Raw genomic sequence first — 23,220 nt, forward strand, 5'->3', positions numbered from 1 at the left:
GGATGGCCGCGGTCACGGCGCCCGCCAATGCCCATGCTAGGTTTCTCCTGTCACCCCTATGGGCAAAGGAAACGGCGATGCGCGTGCATTTCCATGGAGCGGCGGGCGAGGTCACCGGCTCGCTGCACGAGGTCGAGGCGGCCGGCCGCAGGCTGCTGCTCGACTGCGGCATGATCCAGGGCAGCCCGGAGGCGGAGCGGCGCAACCACGAGTCGTTTCCGTTCGACCCGGCCGCGCTCGATGCGCTGGTCATCAGCCATGCCCACATCGACCACATCGGGCGCGTGCCGTTGCTGGTGCGGCGCGGCTTCAAGGGGCCGATCTACGCGCAGGAGGCCACTGCCGACCTGATGCCGGTGATGCTGATGGATGCGGCCTCGATCTCCGAAGGCGACGCCGAGCGCGCCAACCGCCATCGTCGCCAAGGCGAGCCGGAAGTGCTGCCGTTGTACACGCGCGATGACGTGCAGGCGGCGATGGCGCAGGTGCGCACGCTGCCATACGACCAGCGCAGCGAAGCGCTGCCGGGCATCGACATCGCGTTCCGCGAAGCTGGCCACATCCTGGGTTCGTCGAGCATTGAAGTGTGGGCCGACGGCCGCAAGCTGGTGTTCTCCGGCGACCTCGGCCCGAAGGGAACTCCGATCCTGCGTGATCCGGCCAGCATCGACCGCGCCGACCTGGTGCTGATGGAGTCCACCTACGGCGACCGCCTGCACCGCGACCGCGCCGAGACCATCCGCGAGCTGGGCGGCATCCTCGACAAGGCCTGGCACGAGGGCGGCAACGTGTTGATTCCCGCGTTCGCTGTCGGTCGCAGCCAGGAGCTGCTGTACTGGTTCGCGCGGCACTGGGACGAGTGGCAGATGTCGCGCTGGCAGATTTTCCTCGACAGCCCGATGGCGGCCAAGGTGGTCGACATCTATGACCGCCATGCCGAATTGTTCGACGAGGACGCTCGGCGCGTGTGGCAGGACAAACCCAATCCGTTCCGCCTGCCCAACCTGCACGTCACCGTGTCGCGCGAGGAGTCGATGGCGATCAACCGGATCGAGCGCGGCGCGATTGTCATTGCCGGTTCCGGCATGGCCAATGCGGGCCGCATCCTGCATCACTTCCGCCATCGCCTCGAACGCAGGCAGACGCATGTGGTGTTTGTCGGCTACCAGGCAGAAGGGACGCTGGGGCGGCGCCTGGTCGATGGTGCGCAGTGGGCGCGGATCCACGGCTACGACGTGCGCGTCAACGCGCAGCGGCACACCGTCGGCGGCTTGTCGGCGCATACCGACCAGCACGGGTTGATGCAGTGGTACGGCGCGATCGACGGGCCTCCGCCGCTGGCGCTGGTGCATGGCGAGGACAAGGCGCGCGAGGCGCTGGCGGGTGAGATTGGCGAGCGGTTCGGAGTAAAAGCGGTGCTGGCGCGGCCGGAGATGGTGCTGGAGGTCTGAGGGGGTTACGCGCCGCGGCGCAACGCAATCGTTTCCCACGTTGCCACCAGCACCATCACCGCGGTCGTCGCCACGCCCAGTCCCAGTGCCGACAGCAGGTGCGAATTCGCCGCGGGCGCCAGTGCAGCCAGCAGCACCAGACCGGCGCAATGCGACAGCGGCGGTGAGCGCCGGTCGTTGCTGGCCCATTTGAACAGGCCATTGCCGAGCAGGTACAGCGCCGGTCCGCCAAGGATCGCCGCGATGCCCCCAGTGTCGGCATGGCCGGGGTGCGAGAGCACCAGTTCGTCGGCCACCGCGCACACGATCACGCCGCCGATGATCAGCAGGTGCAGGTAGGTGTAGTTCAGCCGCGCCAGCCTGCCCGGGTCGTCGGAGTGGGCAATGCGGTGGCTGGCGCGCTCGGCGCCGCTGTCGAAATAGATCCACCACATCGCCACGCTGCCGAGGAACGCGCTGACGAATGCAATCACCGTCGGTGTGATCCAGGGTTGCGCGGCGAAGGTCGCACCGGTGACCAGGATCGACTCGCCCAGCGCGATGATCACGAACAGCGCGCAGCGTTCGGCGAGGTGGTGGCCGTCGATGTCCCAGTCGTGCGTGTTCGCCCGCCCCAGGCCGGGCACCCAGAAGTACAGCAGCGGCGAGACGTACTCGATCGCGACGGCGGTAATCCAGTAGCCGACCCGATCGGGCCCTTCGCGCAGGCCGCCGAGGATCCAGAACACGGCCGACAGCGACAGCCACAGCGAGATGCGGACAAAGTTGCGGTAGTGGACCTCGCTGCGCTGCCGCATGACGTACGTGACGAACAGCGTGCGGCCGACCTGCATCGATGCGAACACAACCGCGAACACCAGGCCGCGTTCGCCGAACGCCGCCGGAATCGACGACGACAGCAGCAGGCCGCCGAGCATCAGCGTGAACAGCATGATCCGTACGGGCGCGCGGTCCGGGTCGAGCCAGTTGGTGACCCACGACGTGAAGATCCACAGCCACCACACCGCCAGGAACAGCAGCAGCGTGCGCAGTGCGCCCTGCACGCTGAGATCTGCCAGCAGGGAATGCGAAAGCTGGGTGACGGCGAAGACGAAAACCAGGTCGAAGAACAGCTCGACCATGGCGACGCGGCTGCTGTCGTTCTGGCCGCGTTGGCGCAGCAGGGAAGTGGTCATGCGTCCGGGAGGTCAGTGGCGCCGGTGGCGATTGGCGAACGCCAGCAGCACCAGGCCGCCGATGATCGAAACGTTCTTCATGAAGTGCAGCAACTGCGCGCCGCGCTCGGGGCCGGCCAGCGACCAGAACGGATGCGACACCAGTGCGTCGACCAGCATCGAGATGGCGGCCAGGGCGGCCGTCCAGCGCAGTTGCCAGCCGCCGGCGATCAGCAGGCCCAGGACCAGTTCGGCCGTACTGGCGACGATCGCGCCGGTGCCGATCGATTCGCCGCCGGCCCAGGCCAGCAGGCGGTAGCTTCCCATTGCGATGAACACGCTGGCCACCAGGACCCGCCCGGCCAGCCATCCGGCATTTCGCTCCATGAGCCCGGTCTCGTTTACGACTTGGGCGAAGGGTCGCACAAACGGCCGGAAACCGCCGCAACCCCCTCCATCGCGTCTCGCGGCCAACGGAGATGCTCTTCTGCCCGTGAGAGAAGGGTCGGGGTGAGGGCAGCCCGCCCCCCAGCCTTAACCTCCAGCCCCGGATCCCGCCCTCCGGGGTGGCACCGGACCGGCCTTTCGCGTAGAGTCCGCCCCGTTCAGCGCACGGCTGCCTCCCCGCAAGGGTACGTTTCCCAGGTATGCCCGCCGTTGGTCCAGACATTGGGCCAGTCAACACGGCTTTTATCCCGCACGTCTTTCGTCGCGCAGACACGGCCCGGAGCATCCGGCAGCCGTCCAATTCGATCGCTCACAGCGCGGTATCAGGGAACGCTGGAGCCATCAACGCGACAATCGATCGCGCGTCCGCGTTTTTGCGTGGGCGTGACGGGCGTCGCGAGCACAAGGAGTTCCACCACATGACGTTCGAAACCCTCGGGCTTTCGCCCGCGTTGCTGCGCGCGCTCGCAGACCAGAACTACACCGTCCCCACCCCGATCCAGGCCGAAGCGATCCCGCTGGCCATGGCCGGCCACGACCTGCTCGGCGGCGCCCAGACCGGCACCGGCAAGACCGCTGCCTTCGGCCTGCCGCTGCTGCAGCGCATGTCCAAGCAGACCCCGGTCAACGGCTTCCGTCGCCCGCGTGCACTGATCCTGGTGCCGACGCGTGAGCTGGCGGTGCAGGTCACCGAGAGCCTGCGCAGCTACGCCCGCCACGTCCGCCTGAACATCGCCGCCATCTTCGGCGGCGCCGGCATGGGCCCGCAGGTCGAACTGTTCCGCCGCGGCGTCGACGTGCTCGTCGCCACGCCGGGCCGCCTGATCGACCACATGGAGCGCGGCACCGTCAAGCTCGACGCGATCGAAGTGCTCGTGCTCGACGAAGCCGACCGAATGCTCGACATGGGCTTCCTGCCGGCCATGAAGCGCATCCTTGCCAAGCTGCCGCGCGAGCGCCAGACGATGCTGTTCTCGGCCACGTTCGAGTCGCAGCTCAAGCAGCTTGCGCTCGAGTTCATGCATCACCCCAAGCAGGTGCAGGTCGCCGCGCAGAACACCATCGCCGAGACCATCGTGCACCGCGCCCATCCGGTCGACGTTGCCAAGAAGCGTGACCTGCTGGTCTCGATCCTCGCTTCGCGCCACACCGATCGCGCGATTGTCTTCGGCCGCACCAAGCACGGCTGCAACCGCCTCGCCGAGCAGCTCGAAGAGTCGGGCCTGGCTTCGGTCGCCATCCATGGCAACAAGAGCCAGGCGCAGCGCCAGAAAGCCCTGCGCGACTTCAAGTCGGGCAAGGCCCGCGTGCTGGTCGCCACCGACGTCGCCGCGCGCGGTCTGGACATCCCCGACCTGCCGCTGGTGATCAACTACGACCTGCCGATGGTCGCCGAGGACTACGTGCACCGCATCGGCCGTACCGGCCGCAACGGCGCCAGCGGTGAAGCGCTGTCGCTGGTCGCACCGGAAGAGGGCGGCCTGCTGCGCCAGATCCAGCGCATGCTCAAGGCAGACATCGAGCTGGTCTCGGTCCCGGGCTTCGAGGCGAGCCGTCCGATCCAGATGAACGCACCGATCCCGAACCCGCGCGGCGCCAGCCAGCCGCGCAAGCCGGCCCATCGCCCGCACGGCAAGCCGGCGGCACGTCACGCGCATGCCGGTCCGAAGCAGCATCGCAGCGGCGGCCAGGGTGCAGGCCGCGGCTCGCGCAGCGGCTTCAGCGGCTAAGAAATGCGGTAGGCAAAACAAAAAGCCCCGGTCGCGAGACCGGGGCTTTTTTGTGGCGTGCCGACAACCCGTCATTCCCGCGAAGGCGGGAACCCAGCGTCGTTGCTGTTGTACGCGCAGAGCAAGAAGCGGCAAGTCACTGGGTCCCCGCCTTCGCGGGGATGACGGTCACTCAGCCGCATGCGCGGGAGTGACGGTGTCCGATCACGCCTCCGGCGGATCCGAATCCAGCACCTGCACCGGAGTGCCGCCGCCAGTCGACTCTTCGGTCATGTGCGAGTCGGTCACCAGCATCACCACGCCCGGGCTCAGCAGCGGCAGCACCGCGGCGACGAAATCGTGCGGGATCACCACGCGATCGATCGTCTCCGGTCCCAGCAACATGCCCGATGGGTCCGTGCCGCCGGGGATGCCGATCGCACTCCAGTTGGGCATGCGGGTGCCTGGCAGCAGCGGGTTGTCGCCAGGCAGGAAGCCGTCCTTGACGATGTAGGCGTGCGTGCCGAGCGGCTTTTCGGGGTTGCGGATCAGCACGCGCGAACGACCGATCTCGATGCCATTGCGGTAGACGATCACGCGCTGGTCGGCGCCGCTGAGCAGGATCGACACCGGACCTTCGGTCGACACTTCCGGCCGCCAGCGGTACTTCTGTCCATTCTCGAGCGGCGGAATCGCCGCCTCGGCACCGGTGTGCGGATCGATCGGGCTCAGTGCGCCCGGGTGCACGATGTCCTCGGGCGACTCACCTTCCTGCGACACGACCACCGTCATGCCCATGTTCGACGAATCGAACAGATGGCGCGCGAACTCGGACGGAAGATGCACGCAGCCGTGCGATTCGGGATAGCCCGGCAGGCCGCCGGCGTGCAGGGCGACACCGTCCCACGTGAGCCGCTGCATGTACGGCATCGGTGCGGCGTTGTACTTGCTGGAGCGGTGGTCCTTGTCCTTCTGCAGGATCGTGAATACACCGGTCGGTGTTTCGTAACCCTTCCTGCCGGTGCTGACCGTGGTCACGCCGATCGGAATGCCATTGCGGTACACGTAGGCGCGCTGCTCGGTCAGGCTGACCACCACCGCAAGCGGACCGGCGCGATTGTCGCCACCCCAGATCCACTCACCGGGCTTGAGCTGCGCCGGCGTGAGCGTGGCCGGGCTCGATTCGCGCGCACCCCACGATGGCACCCCCGAGTGCGCGGTCGCGCTGAGGGTCAGTGCCAGGGCCAGGGCCAGGGCAAGCAGTGAGCGTGACATCGACGATTCCATCCTTTGAACTGGGTAAAGCGTAGCCGCGCCTGGCCGCGGGAGCCAGCCAGCGGCCTCATGCGGCCTTGCGGGAACGTCAGCCGGACGTGGCGCGCGGAGCGGCGTCGTGGCGCACGAAGGTATCGCGCTTCTGCCGCGCGGCCGGGCAATTGAGCAGCGCCGAGCGCGCCAGCCAGGCCTGGTCGGGGTAATACGAGAAGACGAACTGGCCACCCTTGAGCAGGTCGATCATCGGCTTGGCCACCGCACTGCGCACGGCCGGGCAACCCCAGCTGCGTCCCAGCCGTCCCATCCGCTTGCCCTGCGCCGGATCGACATAGGGAGCGCCGTGCATGACGATCGCGCGCGCCATCGCCGCGTCGTTCACGCCCGGCTCCAGGCCCTGCATGCGCAGCGAGTAGCCATTCTTGCCGGTGTAGGTGTCGGCGGTGACGAACAGCCCCAGGCTCGACTGGTGGCTGCCATCGCGATTGGAGAAATGCGTGGCGAGGTTGTCGCCCGAGCCCTGGCCGTGTGCAACCACCTCTTCATACAGCAGCCGGCCCGCGGCGAGGTCGAACACCCACAGCCGCGGCAACAGCGACGGCCGGCTGTAATCGATGACCGCCAGCCGCCGCGCGGTGGCGCCAACGCCGCTGGCCTGTGCGCACTGCATCGCGGCCTGGGCCAGATCCAGCACCTTCGGGTCCGCGCCCGGGGCCAGACGCGCCAACGGCGAAGCGGGCAACTGCGCGGCCTCCGTCGCCGCCGGCAGCTTCAGCACCGCCGGCGCATTGACCTTGCGCGTGGCAAGGCCGGGCGTGGCCGGCAGCAGGGCGGCGGCGGCCAGGAGAAGGGTTCGGGGCTTGAGCATCCGGCTATTGTCGTAAGGCATTGCTGAACCACGTATTTTGCGGCTGAAAATTGGAATTCAAGCGCGCTCCGGCCGCGGGTTTGTTCAGTTTGGGCGAAAAAAAACAGGCCGGCGAGAAGCCGGCCTGTTTTGTGTTGGGTGGAGGGATCAGCCCTTCTTGGCGGCGATCCAGCGATCGATCTTGCCTTCGAGGATGCTCAGCGGTACTGCGCCATCCTTCAGCACTTCGGCGTGGAACTCGCGGATGTCGAACTTCGGACCCAGTTCCTTCTCGGCCTTCGCACGCAGCTCCTTGATCTTCAACTCGCCGATCTTGTAAGCCAGCGCCTGGCCCGGCCACGCGATGTAACGCTCCGCTTCCGCCGTTGCCTGCGTCTCGCTCTCGGCCGAATTGTCGAGCATGTACTTGATCACCTGCTCACGCGTCCAGCCCTTGCTGTGCAGGCCGGTGTCGGTGACCAGGCGAATCGCACGCCACAGTTCGTTTTGCAGATAACCGAAGTAGTTGTACGGATCGGTGTAGACACCCAGGTCCTTGCCCAGCGATTCCGCGTACAGGCCCCAGCCTTCGGCGAATGCGGTCTCGCCACCGAAACGGCGGAATGCCGGCAGGTTCTTCAGCTCCTGCTGCAGCGCGAGCTGGAAGTGGTGGCCCGGGATGGCCTCATGCAGGTACAGGTCCTCGGCGTCCCACGTCTTGCGCGTCGGCAGGTCGTAGGTGTTGACGTAGAAGATGCCCGGACGCGTGCCGTCCTCGCTCGGCGTCTGGTACTCGCCACCTGCCGCCGACTGCGCGCGGAACGCCTCGACCGGACGGATCTCGAACGGCGACTTCGGAATCAGCGAGAACTGCTCCGGAATCTTCTGGTTGATCTTGCCCTCGAGCGCGCGGTAGTACTCGAGCAGCGCCTTCTCGTCCTTGAAGCTGAAACGCTTGTCGGTCTGCATGAACTTGAAGAAGTCCTGCATCGAACCCTTGAAGCCGACCTGCTCCATGACCTTCTGGATTTCGCCATGGATGCGCGCAACTTCGTCCAGGCCGATCTTGTGGATCTGGTCCGGGGTCAGGTCCGTGGTGGTGCTCTGCTTGGCGTTGAACGCGTACCAGGCCGCACCGTTGGGCAGCTTGTCCAGACCGACCGTGTCGCGGGTCTTGGGCAGGTACTCATCGTTGATGTAGGCGCGCAGCTTCTTGTACGACGGCATCAGCTGATCGGCGATGAGCGCGCGGTAGGCGTCGGTCAGGCGCTTCTTGTCGGCGTCGGAGAAGTCCTTGGGCATCTGCTGGATCGGGCCCCAGAAAAGCGTGTCCTCAGGCTTGGCCTTGATCAGCGAATCCAGCTGCGGGATCACCTTGACCATCAGCGGCTTGGGCTGCACCACGCCGGCGGTGACACCTTCGCGCATGCTGGTGATCGCCGAGTCGAACAGCGTCGGCAGCTTGCCGGCACGGGCCAGCCAGTTGTCGTAGTCCTTGACGGTCTTGAACGGCTGCGCGCCCGTGCCCGAGCCCAGCTGCACGGCCAGCGACGGCAGCGAATGCATCTGGTTGATCGGTACCAGCCAGTCGGGGTACTTGAAGGACTCCAGCGTGTCCTTGGAGTCCTCCACGAAAATCTCGTAGCTCAGCAGATCCTGGCCGCTGAGGCCTTCGCTGCCGATTGCCTCGACCTTGGCCAGCCACTCGCTGGTGAACTGCTTGGTCTGCTCGCGGTACTGCGCCGAGTAATAGTCGGGCAGCTGGTCGTTGTAGCGCGGGTCGCCCTGGAAGGTGGCAGCCAGCGGATTGAACTTGAGGTTGGCTTCCCAGTAATCGGCGTACAGCTTGTTGAGCTGGTCGGCCTTGGCCTGGGAGTTCTGCGTGGCGGCGGCGGAAGCGGCCGGGGCAGGGGCGGACGCGGTTTCAGTGGCGGGCTTGCAGCCGGCGATCGCGGCGGTGACGGCGACGGCAAGCAGGAGCGGGCGAAGCTTCATGGGTGGATCTCCTTGTGAACACGTTTTCCCCGATCCCTCTCACGCTTGCGAAATGGGGAACGGGGTAAGGGTAAGGCGAGGCGTCAGCCGCCTGCTTTTTCCGAAGCAATCCAGCGGTCGATCTTGCCTTCGAGGATTTCAAGCGGCACGGAGCCGTCCTTGAGCACCTCGGCGTGGAACCTGCGCACGTCGAACTTCGCTCCCAATGCCTTCTCGGCGCGGTGGCGCAGTTCCTGGATCTTCAGCTCGCCCATCTTGTAGGCCAGCGCCTGGGCCGGGATGGCCATGTAGCGTTCGGCTTCGGCAGTGGACTGTGTCTCGCTTTCGGCCGAGTTGTCGAGCATGTACTGGATCACCTGCTCGCGGGTCCAGCCCTGGCTGTGCAGGCCAGTGTCGACGACCAGGCGGATCGCGCGCCACAACTCGTTTTGAAGGTAACCGAAGTACGAGTAGGGATCGGTGTACACGCCCAGGTCGCGGCCCAGCGACTCGGCGTACAGGCCCCAGCCTTCGCTGAAGGCGGTCTCGCTGCCGAAGCGGCGGAACTTGGGCAGGTTGGTCAGCTCCTGCTGCAGCGCCAGCTGGAAATGGTGGCCGGGAATGGCTTCGTGCAGGTACAGGTCCTCGGCGTCCCAGGTCTTGCGCGTGGGCAGGTCGTAGGTGTTGACGTAGAAGATGCCCGGGCGCGTGCCGTCCTGGCTCGGACGCTGGTAGGAGCCGCCGGCTGCGGATTGGGCGCGGAAGGCCTCGACCGGACGGATCTCGAACGGCGCCTTCGGCGTCAGCGAGAACTGCTCCGGGATCTTCTCGTTGATCTTCGCTTCCAGTCCACGGTAGTAGGCCAGCAGCGCCGGCTCGTCCTTGAAGCTGAAACGCGGATCGCTCTGGACGAACTTGAAGAACTCCTTCATCGAGCCCTTGAAGCCGGTCTGCGCGATGACGGTGGTGATCTCGCCGTGGATGCGCGTGACTTCGTCCAGGCCGATCTGGTGGATCTGCGCCGGGGTCAGGCTGGTCGTGGTGGTGTTGCGTGCGTTGTAGGCATACCAGGCCGCGCCATTGGGCAGCGCGTCGAGGCCTGAGGTGGTGCGCGTGGCCGGCAGGTAGACGTCGTTGATGAAGGCGCGCAGCTCGCGATAGGCCGGCATCAGCTGGCCTTCGATCATCGCCTTGTACTCGGCGGTCAGGCGTTGTTTGTCGGCGTCGGAGATGCCGGTCGGGAAGGCCTTGACCGGCCCCCAGAACAGCGTGTCCTCGGCCTTGTCCTTGATCAGCGCATCGAGCTGCGGGATCACCTTCACCATCAGTGCGCGCGGCTGCACGATGCCGTTCTTCATGCCTTCGCGGCTGTTGGCGATGGCCTGCGCGAACAGCACCGGCACCTGCGCGGCGCGCTTGCGCCAGGCGTCGTAGTCGGTGGTGGTCTTGAACGGCTGCGCACCGGTGCCGGAGCCGAGCTGGGCGATGGTGGCGGCGAAGTTGTAGAACTGGTTGACCGGCTGCTGCCAGGTCGGGAACTGCTCGCCTTCCAGCTGCTTCTCGCGGTCGCGCACGAAGATCTGCCAGCTCAGCAGGTCCTGGCCGGCGAGGTTGTCGCTGCCGGCCTGCTTCACCGTCTTGAGCCAGCGCGTGTTGAAGTCGTGCATCCGCTGGCGGTACTGCGCCGACAGCGTGTTGGGCAACTGGTCGTTGTAGCGGCTGTCGCCCTGGAAGGTCGCCTGCAGCGGATTGAGCTTGAGCAGCTCTTCCCAGTACTGCTCGTAGAGCGCGTTGAGGCGGGTGGCCTTGGCGGACTGGGGTGCGGTTGCCGGCGTGGGTGCGGCGAAGGCCGGCGCGGTCGCGGCGGTGGCGAAGGTCAGGGCAAGGGCGAGGGCAAGCGGGCGCAACAACGGCATGTAGGGTCCCCGGGGCAAGGCCGAATGCCCAAGCATGGCCGAGGCGGGCGGGGACCGCTTAGGTCGGAAGTCACGAAATGGGCGGTTGCCGGGGCCCTTTCGTCCTAGACCCGCGCCGCTTCCTCGCGCAGCTGCGTGGCCCGGGCCTCACCCAGATAGCGCGTGATGCCCGCACGTACCAGGTAGATCGCCGGAATAAGCGCGACCGCGGCCAGCATCTTGTAGGCGTAGTTGACCGTGCTGACGGCCAGGAACAGCGACGTCGGCCACTTCTGCGGGCCCAGCACGAAGGCGATATAGAGCACCACGAAGCTGTCCACCAGTTGCGAGACCGCGGTGGAACCGGTGGCGCGCAGCCACACGTGCTTCTCGCCGGTGATGTTGCGGATCCGGTGGAACACCGCCACGTCGATCAGCTGGCCGAGCATGAAGGCCACCAGCGAGCCTCCGATCGTCCACAGGCCCTGGCCGAACACCGCCGCGAACGCGGTCTGGTAGTCGCTCACGCCCTGCGGTTGCGCTGCCTTGACCCACCACGAAGCCGGGGCGAGCGAGATGGCGGCAAACGCGAACGCGAAGCCGTACACGATCAGCCCCGCCGCCAGCCACGAGATCATGCGCACGCCGCGGCGGCCGAAGAACTCGTTGATGACGTCGGTCATCAGGAACACCATCGGCCACAGCAGCGTGCCGGCGGTGAAACTCAGCGAGCCGGTCTGGCCGAACAGGTTCCATTCCAGCGGCGCGATGCCCAGCGTGTCCTCGAGCGCGAATATCTTCACGCCGATGAATTCCGCCAGCACCGCGTTGACGCAGAAGAATGCGCAAAGAACGATGAACAACCACACCGCGCGGTCGTCCAGCGTGCGTCCCTGGATGCTCATGCGTCAGGCTACCGCTTCGAGTTCGTGTTCGACGGCTGATTCAATCAGCGAGTTGAGACTCACGCCGCGCGCTGCCGCGACGACGGCAGCCTTCTCGTGCGTCTTTCGATTGAGTCGAAGCTGGAGCTTTCCCGAGAAGTGCTTTACGGGATCGATTCCGCGCTCCCTGCACACGTCGAGGAATGCCTGAAGCGAGCGTTCGCCTTCATCGAGTAGCTGGGCAATGCTGTCGCCGTGGAAATCGGCGCCGCCATTGAGGCCCAGGAATTCACCGCGCAGGAGGTTGGTGTCCGGATCGAAACTGATCACGGCCTTGTGGCCGCGAATCTCAAGAATGTTGGTCGTGCTCATGGTTTCACTCCGTTTTCCTCAAGCCATTTGCGGGCGCTGGCAACCGCGCCCTTGTCTGTTTCCGGCTGAGGATGGGGGCGGTGAAATACGTAAACCTGTTGCTTCCAGATAATTGCCACGCGCGATCCTTCGCGCTCCTCGACGATCGCGCCCAAGGCCACGAACAGCGCCTCGATTTCACCCCATCGGATCGTTCCTGATACCGGGCGGGCGAAGATCGCGGAGAGTGTGCAGGCGTGCCGTCGGCGTAGCTCTGACGTCCTTGTCATGCACTGCATGGTACCAATTTATGGTACCGGGTCAACTGGCGCCAGGAATGCTCAGTGCTGCTGGGCGGGAGGGCTGAACGGGATCGTGTCGGGCGAGACCGCGCCGCCGGAGATGATGAAGCTCATCGCCTGGTCGACGCTCCAGTCGGTCGGGGTGATCTTCTCCACCGGCACGATCTCCAGGTAGCCGGAGGTCGGGTTCGGCGTGGTCGGCACGTACACCGCGGCCAGCTCGCGGCCGGTGCCCTGCTCGCGCAGCGTGCGGGTGACGAAGCCAATCGACTTCATCTGCGTGTGCGGGAAGTCGATCAGCACCACGCGCTGGGTGCCGTCGGGCTTGGTCTGCAGGATGTTCAACAACTGTCGGGCGCTGCTGTAGATGGTGCTGGCCAGCGGGATGCGCTGGATCAGCGCCTCGAACCAGCCCAGCATGCGCTGGCCGAACACGCGACGCGCCATCACGCCCGAGAACAGGATCACCGCGACCGTCGCCAGCATCGCCAGCACCGTCCTGACCCACGGTTCGACCAGCCACGACAGCGACTGCGGCGACGATGCCGCCAGGTTCTGCAGTACCGGCGTCATCAGCGGCTGGCTGATGTCGGACAGCATCACGAAGACGAACTTGACCACCACCCACGTCAGCCAGATCGGCAGCAGCGTGAGCAGGCCGGTCAGGAACAGTTTCTGCAGGCTGGGGCGGTTCGGGGCGGCGCGGCCGCCGGGGATGGGCTCGGACATGGCGCGGATTGTAGGGCACGGGCCCCGGTTCCGCGCTGGCGCGCTTCAGCGCTCGCGCACCAGGCGGAAGCCAACGTCGTCGTAGCCGCGCTCGGCCAGCAGGGTCCGCTGGTCCTGGCGACTGCGCCAGGATTCGCCGGCGACCTGGCGCTGCTGGCAATTGCTGCCGCAGTCGCGCAGCCACATCGACAGGGCGCGGTTGCCGCTGTCGCCGCGCAGGTGGGCGGCTTCCTCGGCGCTGGGCAGGCGGTAGCGGCGGCCGGTCTGGGCGCTGTACCACTGCGCGTAGGCCTGTGCATCTTCGAGCGAGATGCACACCACCGGGTCGTTCTCGTCCTGCGTGAAGCCGGGCTTCTGCCAGTCGCGCGGATCGATCATGCGCAGCAGCGAGGCACGCTCGCGGCATAGCGCCGCGGTGCGGCCGTTGGAGGCGGCGAAGCGTGCGTACTCGCGGCGCGAGACCGGGCGCGGCGTCAGCGTCACGCTGACCTTGGCGCTGGCCTGCGAAGTGACATCGATCGTGGCGCCGCGGGCCAGCGCGGTGGGCATGGCCTTGGCCTGGGCGAGCAGGCGCGAATTGAGTTTGCGCGGGAGTTTGAACTGGTCGGCCAGCGCGACGGTGCGCTGCGCCTCGGGCTTGTCGCGGCGCTTGATCGCCTGCTCGAGCCGGGCATCGAGCGCCTTGCCGGCCTGGATGCGCAGCTCGGACTGGGCCGGGGAGCTGACGGTGCCGGTCTGCTGGCCCAGGTTGTTGGCGTGGGTCAGCAGTTCGATCGCGCGCGCGTCCTTGTCCTCGCGCACGCTGCGCACGATCTGCGCGGACAGGGCGAGGGTGAGGTCGTCGATGGCCTTGGCGACATCCGGGTGGGTGCTGTCGGTGTGCCATGCCAGCAGCACGCTGTCGAAGGCGTTGGCATCGTCGGGTTCGGTCAGGCGGCCGCGTTCGATCTGCTGCCGGGCGTCGTCGAGCGCGCGTTGCAACGGCGCTTCCGGCAGCGGCTGCAGCATTGCCTCGGTGGGATCGTCGGTCGTCGTCGCCGTGGGCGACGTGGCGATCAATTCGGAGGGCGTGGCTTTGTCGTCGTCGTCATCGCGGCCGATGCTGAAACCCAGCACCACCAGCGTGACAGCGGCCACGGCCAGCGCCGCCCACATCGGCGTCGCCCAGCGGCGCGACGGCCGCAGGCGTTCGAACATTTCCAGCGCTGCCGTCCACGGCTTGCGCTGCTGCACGGCGCGGATGGACGCGGTCATCTGCGCGGCATCCTGGAAGCGGTTGGCGGCCTGCTTGCACAGTGCGCGATTCATGAAGCGCTGCCAGTGATGCAGGTGCTGCGGCAGTTTCGGAATCGGATCCTGCGCGTGCATCACTGCCATCGACAGCGCGTCGGCGGCCTCGAACGGCAGGCGACCGGTCAGCATCTCCCACAACAGCACGCCCAGGCTGTAGAGGTCGGCGCGGCCATCGACGTCTTCGCCGCGCGCCTGTTCCGGCGCCATGTAGGCGGTGCTGCCGACGGCGAGTCCGGCGGCAGTCACGCGCGGGCCGAAGCCACGGCGCAGGGCGATGCCGAAGTCGGCGAGCAGCACGCGTTCGCTGTCGTCGAACAGCACGTTCTCGGCCTTGACGTCGCGATGCACCACGCCCCGTGCATGGGCGTAGTCGAGCGCCGACAGCAGCGTCAGCGCGACTTCGACCGCGCGCGGCTCGTCCTTGCTCAGATCGCGCTGGCCAAGGTGGCCGCGCGGCAGGAACGGCATCGCGTAATAGGGCAGTCCGTCGACGGTGCGGCCGACTTCGTGGATGGTGACGATGTTGGGGTGTTCGAGGCGCGCGATCGTGCGCACTTCATTCTCGAAGCGGCGACGGCTGACTTCGTCGGCAAGCGCCAGCGGCAGCATCACCTTGATGGCGACCTCGCGCGACAGCGCGATCTGGTTGCCCAGATACACGGTCGACATGCCACCGTGGTTGATCACCTTGTGCAGGTGAAAGCCGGTGATCTCCGGTAATGGCGATGTGTTGTCGATGTTGGATGCTGATCCGGACATCGCGTCCCCCTGTCGCGAAACGGGAGCATACGCCGTCATTGCGCCCAGCTCACGACGCGATCCTCACATCTGCGATGTGAAGACAAATGTGATGACGCACAGCGTCAGTTTCTGTCGGAAATGGCTTGTTTTAAGCTACTTCGGGCGCGTCCCGATGCTCGGTTTTGCGCCGCACGTAGAGCTGTTTGCGCAAACGTGCGACGACATCGCCTTCGCTGTCCACCACGTCGGTGTTGAACCATCGCAGCGTCTTGCTGCCGGTGGCGGTGGCCTGGCGCAGTTCGGCGAGAACGCGATCGTCGAGGCGGAAATCGGCATGGACGGTGCCGCGGCCGGGCTTGACGAATTCGATCTCCGCGGCCTTGTCCCAGACCCAGTAGCGGCTGCCGAGCGCGTTCATCGTCAGCAGCATCCAGAACGGATCGGTCATGGCGAACAGGCTGCCGCCGAAGTGGGTGCCGACGTAGTTGCGGTTCCAGGGGCGCATGCGCAGCTCGACATGGGCATGGCGGTAGTCAGCGGCGAGGGCGGTGACGCGGATGCCGCTGAACAGGAACGGCGGCCAGAGGTTGAGGCCCAGGCGCAGGTGACTGGCTTTCATTCGGGAGCGGGAGCGGGGTGGGGCGGCCAGCCTGCCATACGGAGCCGTATTGAGGAAGGCCCGTCCGCCGCCGGGCAGGCCTCCCCGTTCATCCGTTCAGTGGCCTCGGCGTGGCGTCAGCGCTCGGCGGCAGGATCGGGAGCGTGACCTGCGGCGCCACTCCGCTGAGGGACTGGAGGAAGGCGGTGATGTCCTCGACTTCAGCCGGTGCCAGCTGGCGGCCGAGTTGACTGCTGCCCATGATCCGGACCGCCTCGCGCAGGTCCCAGACCTGGCCGCTGTGGAAGTAAGGTGCGGTCAGGGCGACATTGCGCAGCGGCGCCGCCCGGAACGCGTACTCGTCTCCTTCGGCCCTGGTCACGGCGAAACGGCCCGTGTCCGCAGCCGGCAACAGGTGGGCGGCGGGTTTGCTGACGACGCCGAACGGGTGGTAGCTCTGGCCACCGACATTGATGCCGTTGTGGCAGGCGACGCAGCCGGCGTCCATGAACAACCCCATGCCGCGTTGCTGCCTTGCATCGAGGGCGCCGTCATCGCCGGCGAGGAAGCGGTCGAACGGAGCATCGGGCGTGAGCAGCGTCGCCTCGAACGCTTCGATGGCGCGCGCCATGTTGTCGAAGGTGATGGCGTTGTTGCCGCTGTCGGGAAAGGCCAGTGCGAATGCCCTGGCGTAGCCGGGAATGCCCTTGAGCGTCGCCACCGCGCGCGCCGGGGTGTTGTTCATTTCGACACCGGCCTGGATCGGACCCTTGGCCTGCTCGCTCAGGTCGGGCGCGCGCCCGTCCCAGAACTGGGCGGCATTGAATACGGCATTGAACACGGTTGGCGCATTGCGCGGGCCGCGCTGAAAGCCGTGGCCGATGGATGTCGGGACGTTGTCCGCGCCGGCGGTGCTGAGGCTGTGGCAGCTGTTGCAGCTGATGACCTGGCTCGATGACAGGCGCGGCTCGAAGAAGAGCATCTTGCCCAGTTCGACTTTCGCAGGGCTGATGGTCTGGTCGCGCACGGCGGCCAGCTTCTCCGGGACGGGAGTGAAAACACCCTCGGCGCGCTTTCGAAGTGCCGCTGCGGCGGAATCAGCGGCAGGAGCGGTGTGGGTGGCATGAACTCCGGCGGCGGGTGTGTTCTGCGCGGTACCTGCGTTACCGCAACCGGTCAACAGCAGCGTTGCGGCGATGGCGGGAGACAACGTGATGGCAAGTGGAAGGCGTCGCATGGCGTCTACCTGGTGACCGTCAGCTTGCCCTTCATCTGGAACGAGTGGCCGGGGAAGCTGCAGAAGAATGCGTAGTCGCCGCCGGCGGTGAGCTTCTTGCCCGGGAACGACACCGTCGTCTTCTGTCCTGCGCCGATCAACGACGTTGCGGCGATGACGCGCGCGTCGCCCTTGGCGAGGTAGTTGTTGGCCGCGCCTGCCTTGATGCCGTCGCGTCCGATGGCCTCCATGTCCTTGCTTGTCGCGATCACGACGTTGTGGCCCATCGCCGCCACCGGCAGCTTGCCGGTATGCGCCAGTTCGACCGTGATGGTCGGGCAGGCCGCCGAAACGGTGACGGTCTTGAGGTCGAACTTCATCGCGTCGTCGGCCTTGAGCGCGATGGTGCAGTTGCCCGCGGCATGGGCGAGGCCGGTTGCGGACAGCAGGCCCAGGCAGAGCAGGGAAGTGGAAACGATCTTCGTGGAAGGCAAGTGCTTCATGGACGATTCCTGGGGGAAGAAGAGGATTGACTGACGACGGCCCAGGCCGGAAAGGTGCGGCGGGCCGATGTCGGCAAGGTAGGCGCGGGTGGGCGTCGACACCTTGATCTGAGTCAAAACGGTGCGTCGATGCACCTCGTTCCCCAGGCAACGACGACCAGCACGCGCGAGGCGTGCTGGTGAAGGGAGCGGGCCGCCAGGCGGCGTGTCGCGAGCCGCGCGTCAGTCCGCGCGACGGAAGACCAGTGTGGCGTTGGTGCCGCCGAAGCCGAAGCTGTTGGACATCACCGTGTCGCAGGCCGCGTCGCGGCGCTCGCGCAGGATCGGGAAGCTCTCCGCGCGGGGATCGAGTGTTTCGATGTTGGACGAGGCGGCCATGAATCCGCCTTCCATCATCAGCAGGCAGTAGATCGCTTCATGCACGCTGGCAGCACCCAGCGAATGGCCGCTGAGCGCCTTGGTCGAAGACAGCGGCGGCACGTTGTCGCCGAATGCGGCGCGCACCGCTTCCAGTTCCACCACATCGCCCAGGGGCGTGGAGGTGCCGTGCGTGTTGAGGTAGTCGATCGCGCCGACGCCGCGGCCGTCGTAGCCGGCCAGCGCCATCTGCATGCAGCGCACCGCGCCTTCGCCCGAGGGGGCGACCATGTCGGCGCCGTCGGAGGTGACGCCGTATCCGACCAGTTCGGCGAGGATGCGCGCGCCGCGGGCGCGGGCGTGTTCGTAGTCTTCCAGCACGACCATGCCGCCACCGCCGGCGATGACGAAGCCGTCGCGGTCGTTGTCGTACGGTCGCGAGGCGCTTTGCGGGGTGTCGTTGCGATGCGTGGACAGCGCGCCCATGCCGTCGAACTGTGCGGTCATGCCCCAATGGACTTCTTCGCCGCCGCCCGCGAACACCACGTCCTGCGCGCCATGGCGGATCAGATCCGCGGCCATGCCGATGCAATGCGCGGACGTCGCGCATGCCGCGCTGATGGAGTAACTGAGGCCGCGGATACCGAACGCGGTGGCCAGCGTCGCCGATACGGTCGAGCACATCGTGCGCGGCACCATGTACGGGCCGACGCGGCGAATGCCCTTCTCGCGCAGGATGTCCGCCAGTTCGATCTGCCACTGCGGCGAGCCGCCGCCGGAGCCGGCGATCACGCCGGTGCGGACGTTGTGCATCTGTTCCTGGTCGAGGCCGGCCTCGGTCATCGCATCGTGCATGGCGATGTAGCTGTAGGCCGCGGCATCGCCCATGAAACGCTTGAGCTTGCGATCGATCCGCGACTCCAGGTCGATCTGCGGAACGCCGGCGACATGGCTGCGCAAGCCTTTCTCCGCGTACTCGGGAACGAAACTGATGCCCGCGCGCCCTTCGCGCAGGGAGTCCGTGACCGACTGGCGATCATTGCCCAGGCACGAAACCACACCCAGGCCGGTGACAACGACACGACGCATTCAGAAGCCCTCGGTGGAAGTGAACAGCCCGACGCGAAGATCCTTGGCCGTGTAGATCTGGCGGCCGTCGACGCTCACGCTGCCGTCGCCGATGACCAGCGCCAGCTTGCCGCGCATGACCCGGCGGATATCGATTTCGTAGCTGACGAGTTTTGCATCCGGCAGCACCTGGCCGGTGAACTTCACCTCGCCCACGCCCAGCGCGCGGCCGCGACCGGGTTCGCCCAGCCAGGGCAGGAAGAAACCGCACAGCTGCCACAGCGCATCCAGGCCCAGGCAGCCGGGCATCACCGGGTCGCCTTCGAAGTGGCAGGCGAAGAACCACAGGTCCGGGTTGATGTCGAGCTCGGCGCGGATCACGCCCTTGCCGTAGCTTCCGCCTTCGGTGGCGATGTGGGTGATGCGATCGAACATCAGCATCGGCGGAAGCGGCAGACGCGCGTTGCCGGGGCCGAACATGGTGCCGCCGGCGCATGCAAGCAGCTGCGCGCGGTCGAATGAATTGGGACGAGTCATCTGGAAGTACCGTGGCGTGGAACGCGGCAGTGTGGTTTCCCACAATGACGACTGCCTTGACCTGGATCAACCATCAATTTCCGTACGGTGAAGTACTTTTGTGCGGTATTCCAGGTTCCTGTGGTGCGGGTGATGCGACGCCCCGATTCATGCGCTGCATGGTTGTTGCGGTCAGAACAGCAGCGACGACATCTTGCGGCGGTAGCGGCCCACCAGGTCCTCGTCCTCGACCACCCGGAATGCGTCGATCAGCGCCTTGCGCGGCAGGCCTTCGGCGTAGCTGCGATCGCGCCGCAGCATCTCCAGGAACTGCTCCAGGCCGGCCTCGGCATTGCCGTCGACGATGTGGATGGCGCCAAGCAGATGGCGGGCGCGCAGGTCGTCGGGATTGCCGGCGATCGAGGCTTCCAGCACGGCCGCCGGCGGCGCGTCCTTGAGCAGCGAGGCGAACTCCAGGCGCGAACGCGCGCGCTGGGCACGGTCGTCGGTGGCGAGGTTGGCCGGCAGGCCGTCGAGCAGTTGCTCGGCCTCCGACACCGCGCCGGTCTTGAGCAGGGCCAGGGCCAGCTCGAGGCGCAGCTCGGCGGTGTCGGGATTGGCCGCCACGTCGGCGCGCAGGCGCACCACTTCCTCGTGCGGGTCCAGCACCGGCGCCGGGGCCTCCACCGCTTCGGTAGCGGCCGCTTCGCCCGGCTCGACACCGTGGTGCTTGAGGAACTCGCGGATCTGGCCTTCCGGCAGTGCGCCGGGGAAGCCATCGACCAGTTGCCCGTCCTTGACCAGGAACACGGTCGGGATCGAGCGGACCTGGAATGCGCCGGCCAGTTGCGGTTCCTTGTCGACGTCGACCTTGGCCAGCTCGAAGGCGCCGTTGTAGTCGGCAGCCAGCTTTTCCAGGATCGGTCCGAGGGTCTTGCAGGGGCCGCACCACTCGGCCCAGAAGTCGACGAGCACCGGTGTCTGCAGGGACTTCTGCAGGACCTGCGCTTCGAAGTTGTCGGCGGTGGCGTCGAAGACGTGGGGGGAGGCGGTTTCGGTCGTCATCAGCTCGGCTCGGGTCGGCTCGGTGGTCAGTGGCAGGAGATGGGGGCGGGCGGCGTGCTTGGCAAGCATGGCCGGGCGGTCGGCACGCTAGCATGAAGCGCCGCATTCCCGACCCGCCGGACCGCCGTGAATTCCAACTCCCCAAGCCGCGCCGCCTCGTTGTTCGATCGCCATGCCGGCACGCTGGCGGTGCTGTCGTGTGCCGCGGCCGTCTTCGGCTTCGCCGCTGTGTTCGATGCGTTTTCGCACCTGCAGCATCCGGTCGCGCTGCTCGGTTCGCGTGGGGTGCCGGGTGCGGCGGGGTTCAATCTGCTGGCGTTCATCGTGCCGGGGCTGTTGGCCGCGGTGGTGGCCTTCCGGTTGCGCGGGCGGCTGCCGGTGGGCGCCGGTCGCATCGCCGCGGTGGGCGTGTGGATGCTGGCGATTTCGGCGTTGGCGTTTGCGGCGCAGGGGTTGTTTCCGCTCGATGCCTCCGATCTGGAGAACGCGCAAAGCCAGCGGCATGCGACGGCCTGGCTGTTGTGGTGGTTGTCGTTCGCGCCGGGTGCGTTGTTGCTGGGCCTGGGGGTGAGGTCTGCGCCGGGCTGGCGCGGGTGGGGGTGGGCATTCTTCGCGGCTGGTGCACTGGCAGTGGTGTTCAACGTGCTGCCGAGCACGTGGTTGCCAGGGCCGGTGGCGCAGCGGTTGCTGTTGGCGCTGTGGTTGCTGTGCGTGTGGATGGCGTCGCGTCGCCGCTGACGCTTCGGCTTCTGAGTGGTGTCGGCTTCGGGCGGCGTCAGCTTCGGGCGTCCGCCGGGGCGAGCCCAGCTTGGGGCGTCAGCTTCGGGGTGGCGCCGTCCGCCGGGGCGGGGATTGCTACGCCCGGCAGACGACATCCTGTCTTTATGCCGGGCGTGGGCCATCCATGGCCCACTGCTCCGCAATCCCCGCCCCTGCCGTCATCCCGGCGCACGCCGGGATCCATTTGCTTTTGTAGCCGTGGGGACAAAGCCAACATCCCTGGATCCCCGCCTTCGCGGGGATGACGGTGACAACGGCGGAGATGCGACGAGAAGCCCGTGATGCCCAGAAGACGGTGACATGACGGCTCCTCGTCGCGCCCCGCATCGGACATGGATGTCCGACTAAGGGGCGGGGCAATCCCCAGCGTGGTGGGCGACGCCGCTCCGAAGGCAGGAGCCTGTGGGCGACGCCGCTCCGAAGGCAGGAGCCTGTGGGCGACGCCGTTCCGAAGCTACGTCAGCCTCGAAGACTTACAGCGCGACAGACGCCGTGTCGGCGCGCGAATCGGGCTGGCGGTACACCTTGCCGTCCTTCATCACGAAGTCGACCTTCATCACTGCGGTGATGTCCTCGACCGGGTTGCCGGGCACTGCGACGATGTCCGCGCGCTTGCCGATTTCGATCACGCCCTGGTCGTCGACGCCGAGCACCTCGGCTGCGCGGATCGTGGCGGCCTGCAGCGCTACGTTGGCGGGGATGCCGGCTTCCGTCATGTAGATGAACTCGCGCGCGTTGTCGCCGTGCGGGCCGACGCCCATGTCGGTGCCGAAGGCGATCTTGACGCCGTTCTTGTAGGCCCTGCCGGCAGTGTCCTGGATCATCGCGCCGATGCGGATCGCCTTGGGCCGTACCACCTCGGGGAAGTAACCGTCGATCTTGGCCTTGTCGGCAACGAAGCGGCCGGCGTAGATCGTCGGCACGTACCAGGTGCCCTTCTGCTTCATCAGCGACATCACTTCCGGGCTCATGTAGGTGCCGTGCTCGATCGAGGTGACGCCGCCGAGCACCGCGCGCCGGATGCCTTCCTCGCCGTGGGCGTGGGCGGCGACCCGGTAGCCGTAGTCCTTGGCGGTGTCGACGATCGCCTTGACCTCTTCGACGGTGAACTGCGGCGCGTCGCCGGATTTTGCATACGACAGCACACCACCGGTGGCGGTGATCTTGATCACGTCGCTGCCTTCCTTGTAGCGCTGGCGCACGGCCTGGCGCGCGTCGTCGATCGAGTTGATCACGCCCTCGGTCGGGCCCGGCGGGCCGATCAGGTGCGACAGCGCGTCGTTGTAGCCGTTGGTGGGATCGGCGTGGCCGCCGGTGGTGGCGATCGACTTGCCCGCCGCCCAGATCCGCGGCCCGTCGACCAGGCCCTGGTTGATCGCGTCGCGCAGGTGCGGACTGACTTCGCCGCCCAGATCGCGGACGCTGGTGAAGCCGGCCAGCAGCGTCTTCTTGGCGAAGCCGACCGAGCGGAACGCGAAATCGACGTCGTCCAGGCGGAAGCCTTCCGAGTAGCTCTGCGGGCTCGACTGGCTGCCCAGATGCACGTGCAGGTCGGTCCAACCCGGCGAGCAGGTATGGCCGGACAGGTCGATGCGCTCCAGCCCCGCCATGTCGGCCTGGCCACTGACCACCTCGGCGACCTTGCCATCGCGGACGATCACGGTGTGCGGGCCCAGCACCTTGCCGGCGCGGGCGTCGAACAACTGCCCGCACTGCAGCGCGTAACTGTCGCCGGCGGCGACGGCCGGCGCGGCGGCCAGGGCGGTGGTCAAGGACAGGACAAGCGTGGACAGGCGCATTCGGTATCTCCCCAGATGAAGCCACTACTGTAGCCGCGCGGGCGGGCCGGGCCGCTGGGACATTGGTCGCAACCTCCTGTGGCGGCGGTCACGCGGTGGCGGTCTGGCGGCCGCCGCCTGGTCGGGCGGCCGCGCGGCCCCGGCTCTTCGGGCGGCCATGCAGCCCGGGCGGAATAGCGGCCATTTGTGCACTGCGGTAGGCTTGGCGGTCTTCCCCTAGCTTTCCCTTGCCCCCCGTGTCCACAGACGCCGAAGCCGCTCAAACCGTC

21 protein-coding genes are annotated in these 23,220 nt (G+C 67.0%); 3 read left to right on the top strand and 18 right to left on the bottom strand.

The features are described 5' to 3' along the window. Positions 1-77: 77 nt before the first annotated feature. Positions 78-1,451 carry an MBL fold metallo-hydrolase gene (locus tag AC1DER_RS15645; protein WP_477246269.1) on the top strand — a complete coding sequence of 458 codons (1,374 nt, stop codon included), beginning with the start codon at positions 78-80 and terminating at the stop codon, positions 1,449-1,451. Positions 1,452-1,456: 5 nt separating this feature from the next. On the opposite strand, the gene AC1DER_RS15650 is transcribed toward AC1DER_RS15645, so the two are convergent. Both AC1DER_RS15650 and AC1DER_RS15655 read right to left on the bottom strand, forming a co-directional pair. Continuing rightward, positions 1,457-2,626 carry a low temperature requirement protein A gene (locus AC1DER_RS15650; protein ID WP_477246267.1) on the bottom strand — a complete coding sequence of 390 codons (1,170 nt, stop codon included), beginning with the start codon at positions 2,624-2,626 and terminating at the stop codon, positions 1,457-1,459. Between the two features lie 12 nt (positions 2,627-2,638). After that, a complete protein-coding gene (locus AC1DER_RS15655) occupies positions 2,639-2,992 on the bottom strand; it encodes a DoxX family protein (RefSeq protein ID WP_441817402.1) in 354 nt (117 codons plus the stop codon). 479 nt (positions 2,993-3,471) lie between these two features. Here AC1DER_RS15655 and AC1DER_RS15660 point away from each other — a divergent pair, with 479 nt between their 5' ends. Then, complete coding sequence (locus AC1DER_RS15660) at positions 3,472-4,782, top strand: DEAD/DEAH box helicase (protein WP_441817401.1); 1,311 nt, start codon at positions 3,472-3,474, stop codon at positions 4,780-4,782. A 204-nt stretch (positions 4,783-4,986) separates the two neighbouring features. Here the strand turns inward: AC1DER_RS15660 and AC1DER_RS15665 are convergent, their stop codons facing one another. From AC1DER_RS15665 to trxA, 15 genes are all read right to left on the bottom strand, one after another. Further along, the gene (locus AC1DER_RS15665) at positions 4,987-6,036 is read right to left on the bottom strand and encodes a L,D-transpeptidase (RefSeq protein ID WP_477246264.1); all 1,050 of its coding nucleotides are present in this window, start codon (positions 6,034-6,036) and stop codon (positions 4,987-4,989) included. 88 nt (positions 6,037-6,124) lie between these two features. After that, positions 6,125-6,901 carry a murein L,D-transpeptidase catalytic domain family protein gene (locus tag AC1DER_RS15670; RefSeq protein ID WP_477358133.1) on the bottom strand — a complete coding sequence of 259 codons (777 nt, stop codon included), beginning with the start codon at positions 6,899-6,901 and terminating at the stop codon, positions 6,125-6,127. A gap of 147 nt (positions 6,902-7,048) precedes the next feature. Further along, positions 7,049-8,875, bottom strand: a complete 1,827-nt coding sequence (locus AC1DER_RS15675) for a DUF885 domain-containing protein (RefSeq protein ID WP_477248507.1) — start codon at positions 8,873-8,875, stop codon at positions 7,049-7,051. Between the two features lie 83 nt (positions 8,876-8,958). Then, complete coding sequence (locus AC1DER_RS15680) at positions 8,959-10,770, bottom strand: DUF885 domain-containing protein (RefSeq protein WP_477248505.1); 1,812 nt, start codon at positions 10,768-10,770, stop codon at positions 8,959-8,961. 104 nt (positions 10,771-10,874) lie between these two features. After that, positions 10,875-11,654 carry a queuosine precursor transporter gene (locus AC1DER_RS15685; protein ID WP_477248503.1) on the bottom strand — a complete coding sequence of 260 codons (780 nt, stop codon included), beginning with the start codon at positions 11,652-11,654 and terminating at the stop codon, positions 10,875-10,877. Between the two features lie 3 nt (positions 11,655-11,657). Then, positions 11,658-12,005, bottom strand: coding sequence for a type II toxin-antitoxin system HicB family antitoxin (locus AC1DER_RS15690; protein WP_477248501.1), 348 nt, complete (start codon positions 12,003-12,005; stop codon positions 11,658-11,660). Continuing rightward, positions 12,002-12,274, bottom strand: coding sequence for a type II toxin-antitoxin system HicA family toxin (locus AC1DER_RS15695; protein WP_477248499.1), 273 nt, complete (start codon positions 12,272-12,274; stop codon positions 12,002-12,004). The genes AC1DER_RS15690 and AC1DER_RS15695 overlap by 4 nt, the downstream gene beginning before the upstream one ends. Before the next feature lie 51 nt (positions 12,275-12,325). Next, entirely contained in the window at positions 12,326-13,015 is a 690-nt protein-coding gene (locus tag AC1DER_RS15700; protein ID WP_477248497.1) for a DUF502 domain-containing protein, read from the bottom strand. 45 nt (positions 13,016-13,060) lie between these two features. Then, entirely contained in the window at positions 13,061-15,067 is a 2,007-nt protein-coding gene (locus AC1DER_RS15705; RefSeq protein ID WP_477358135.1) for a bifunctional serine/threonine-protein kinase/formylglycine-generating enzyme family protein, read from the bottom strand. Positions 15,068-15,197: 130 nt separating this feature from the next. Next, positions 15,198-15,668 carry a DUF4442 domain-containing protein gene (locus AC1DER_RS15710; RefSeq protein WP_477248491.1) on the bottom strand — a complete coding sequence of 157 codons (471 nt, stop codon included), beginning with the start codon at positions 15,666-15,668 and terminating at the stop codon, positions 15,198-15,200. Positions 15,669-15,756: 88 nt separating this feature from the next. Further along, the gene (locus AC1DER_RS15715; protein ID WP_477248489.1) at positions 15,757-16,884 is read right to left on the bottom strand and encodes a cytochrome-c peroxidase; all 1,128 of its coding nucleotides are present in this window, start codon (positions 16,882-16,884) and stop codon (positions 15,757-15,759) included. A gap of 5 nt (positions 16,885-16,889) precedes the next feature. Beyond that, complete coding sequence (gene azu, locus AC1DER_RS15720; protein ID WP_477248487.1) at positions 16,890-17,366, bottom strand: azurin; 477 nt, start codon at positions 17,364-17,366, stop codon at positions 16,890-16,892. 222 nt (positions 17,367-17,588) lie between these two features. Then, positions 17,589-18,812, bottom strand: coding sequence for a beta-ketoacyl-ACP synthase I (gene fabB / locus AC1DER_RS15725; RefSeq protein ID WP_477248485.1), 1,224 nt, complete (start codon positions 18,810-18,812; stop codon positions 17,589-17,591). Then, complete coding sequence (fabA, locus tag AC1DER_RS15730; RefSeq protein WP_441817389.1) at positions 18,813-19,328, bottom strand: 3-hydroxyacyl-[acyl-carrier-protein] dehydratase FabA; 516 nt, start codon at positions 19,326-19,328, stop codon at positions 18,813-18,815. A 171-nt stretch (positions 19,329-19,499) separates the two neighbouring features. Beyond that, positions 19,500-20,372 carry a thioredoxin gene (trxA, locus tag AC1DER_RS15735; RefSeq protein WP_477248483.1) on the bottom strand — a complete coding sequence of 291 codons (873 nt, stop codon included), beginning with the start codon at positions 20,370-20,372 and terminating at the stop codon, positions 19,500-19,502. Between the two features lie 126 nt (positions 20,373-20,498). Between trxA and AC1DER_RS15740 the strand changes: the two genes are divergently transcribed. After that, positions 20,499-21,110: a DUF998 domain-containing protein gene (locus tag AC1DER_RS15740; protein ID WP_477248481.1), complete on the top strand. Its 612-nt coding sequence runs from the start codon at positions 20,499-20,501 to the stop codon at positions 21,108-21,110. Between the two features lie 515 nt (positions 21,111-21,625). Here AC1DER_RS15740 and AC1DER_RS15745 read toward each other — a convergent pair. Next, on the bottom strand, positions 21,626-22,951 hold the full coding sequence (locus tag AC1DER_RS15745; protein ID WP_477248274.1) for a metal-dependent hydrolase family protein: 1,326 nt from the start codon (positions 22,949-22,951) through the stop codon (positions 21,626-21,628). Between the last annotated feature and the right edge of the window lie 269 nt (positions 22,952-23,220).

It is taken from the genome of Lysobacter sp. 05T417, from assembly GCF_056396405.1.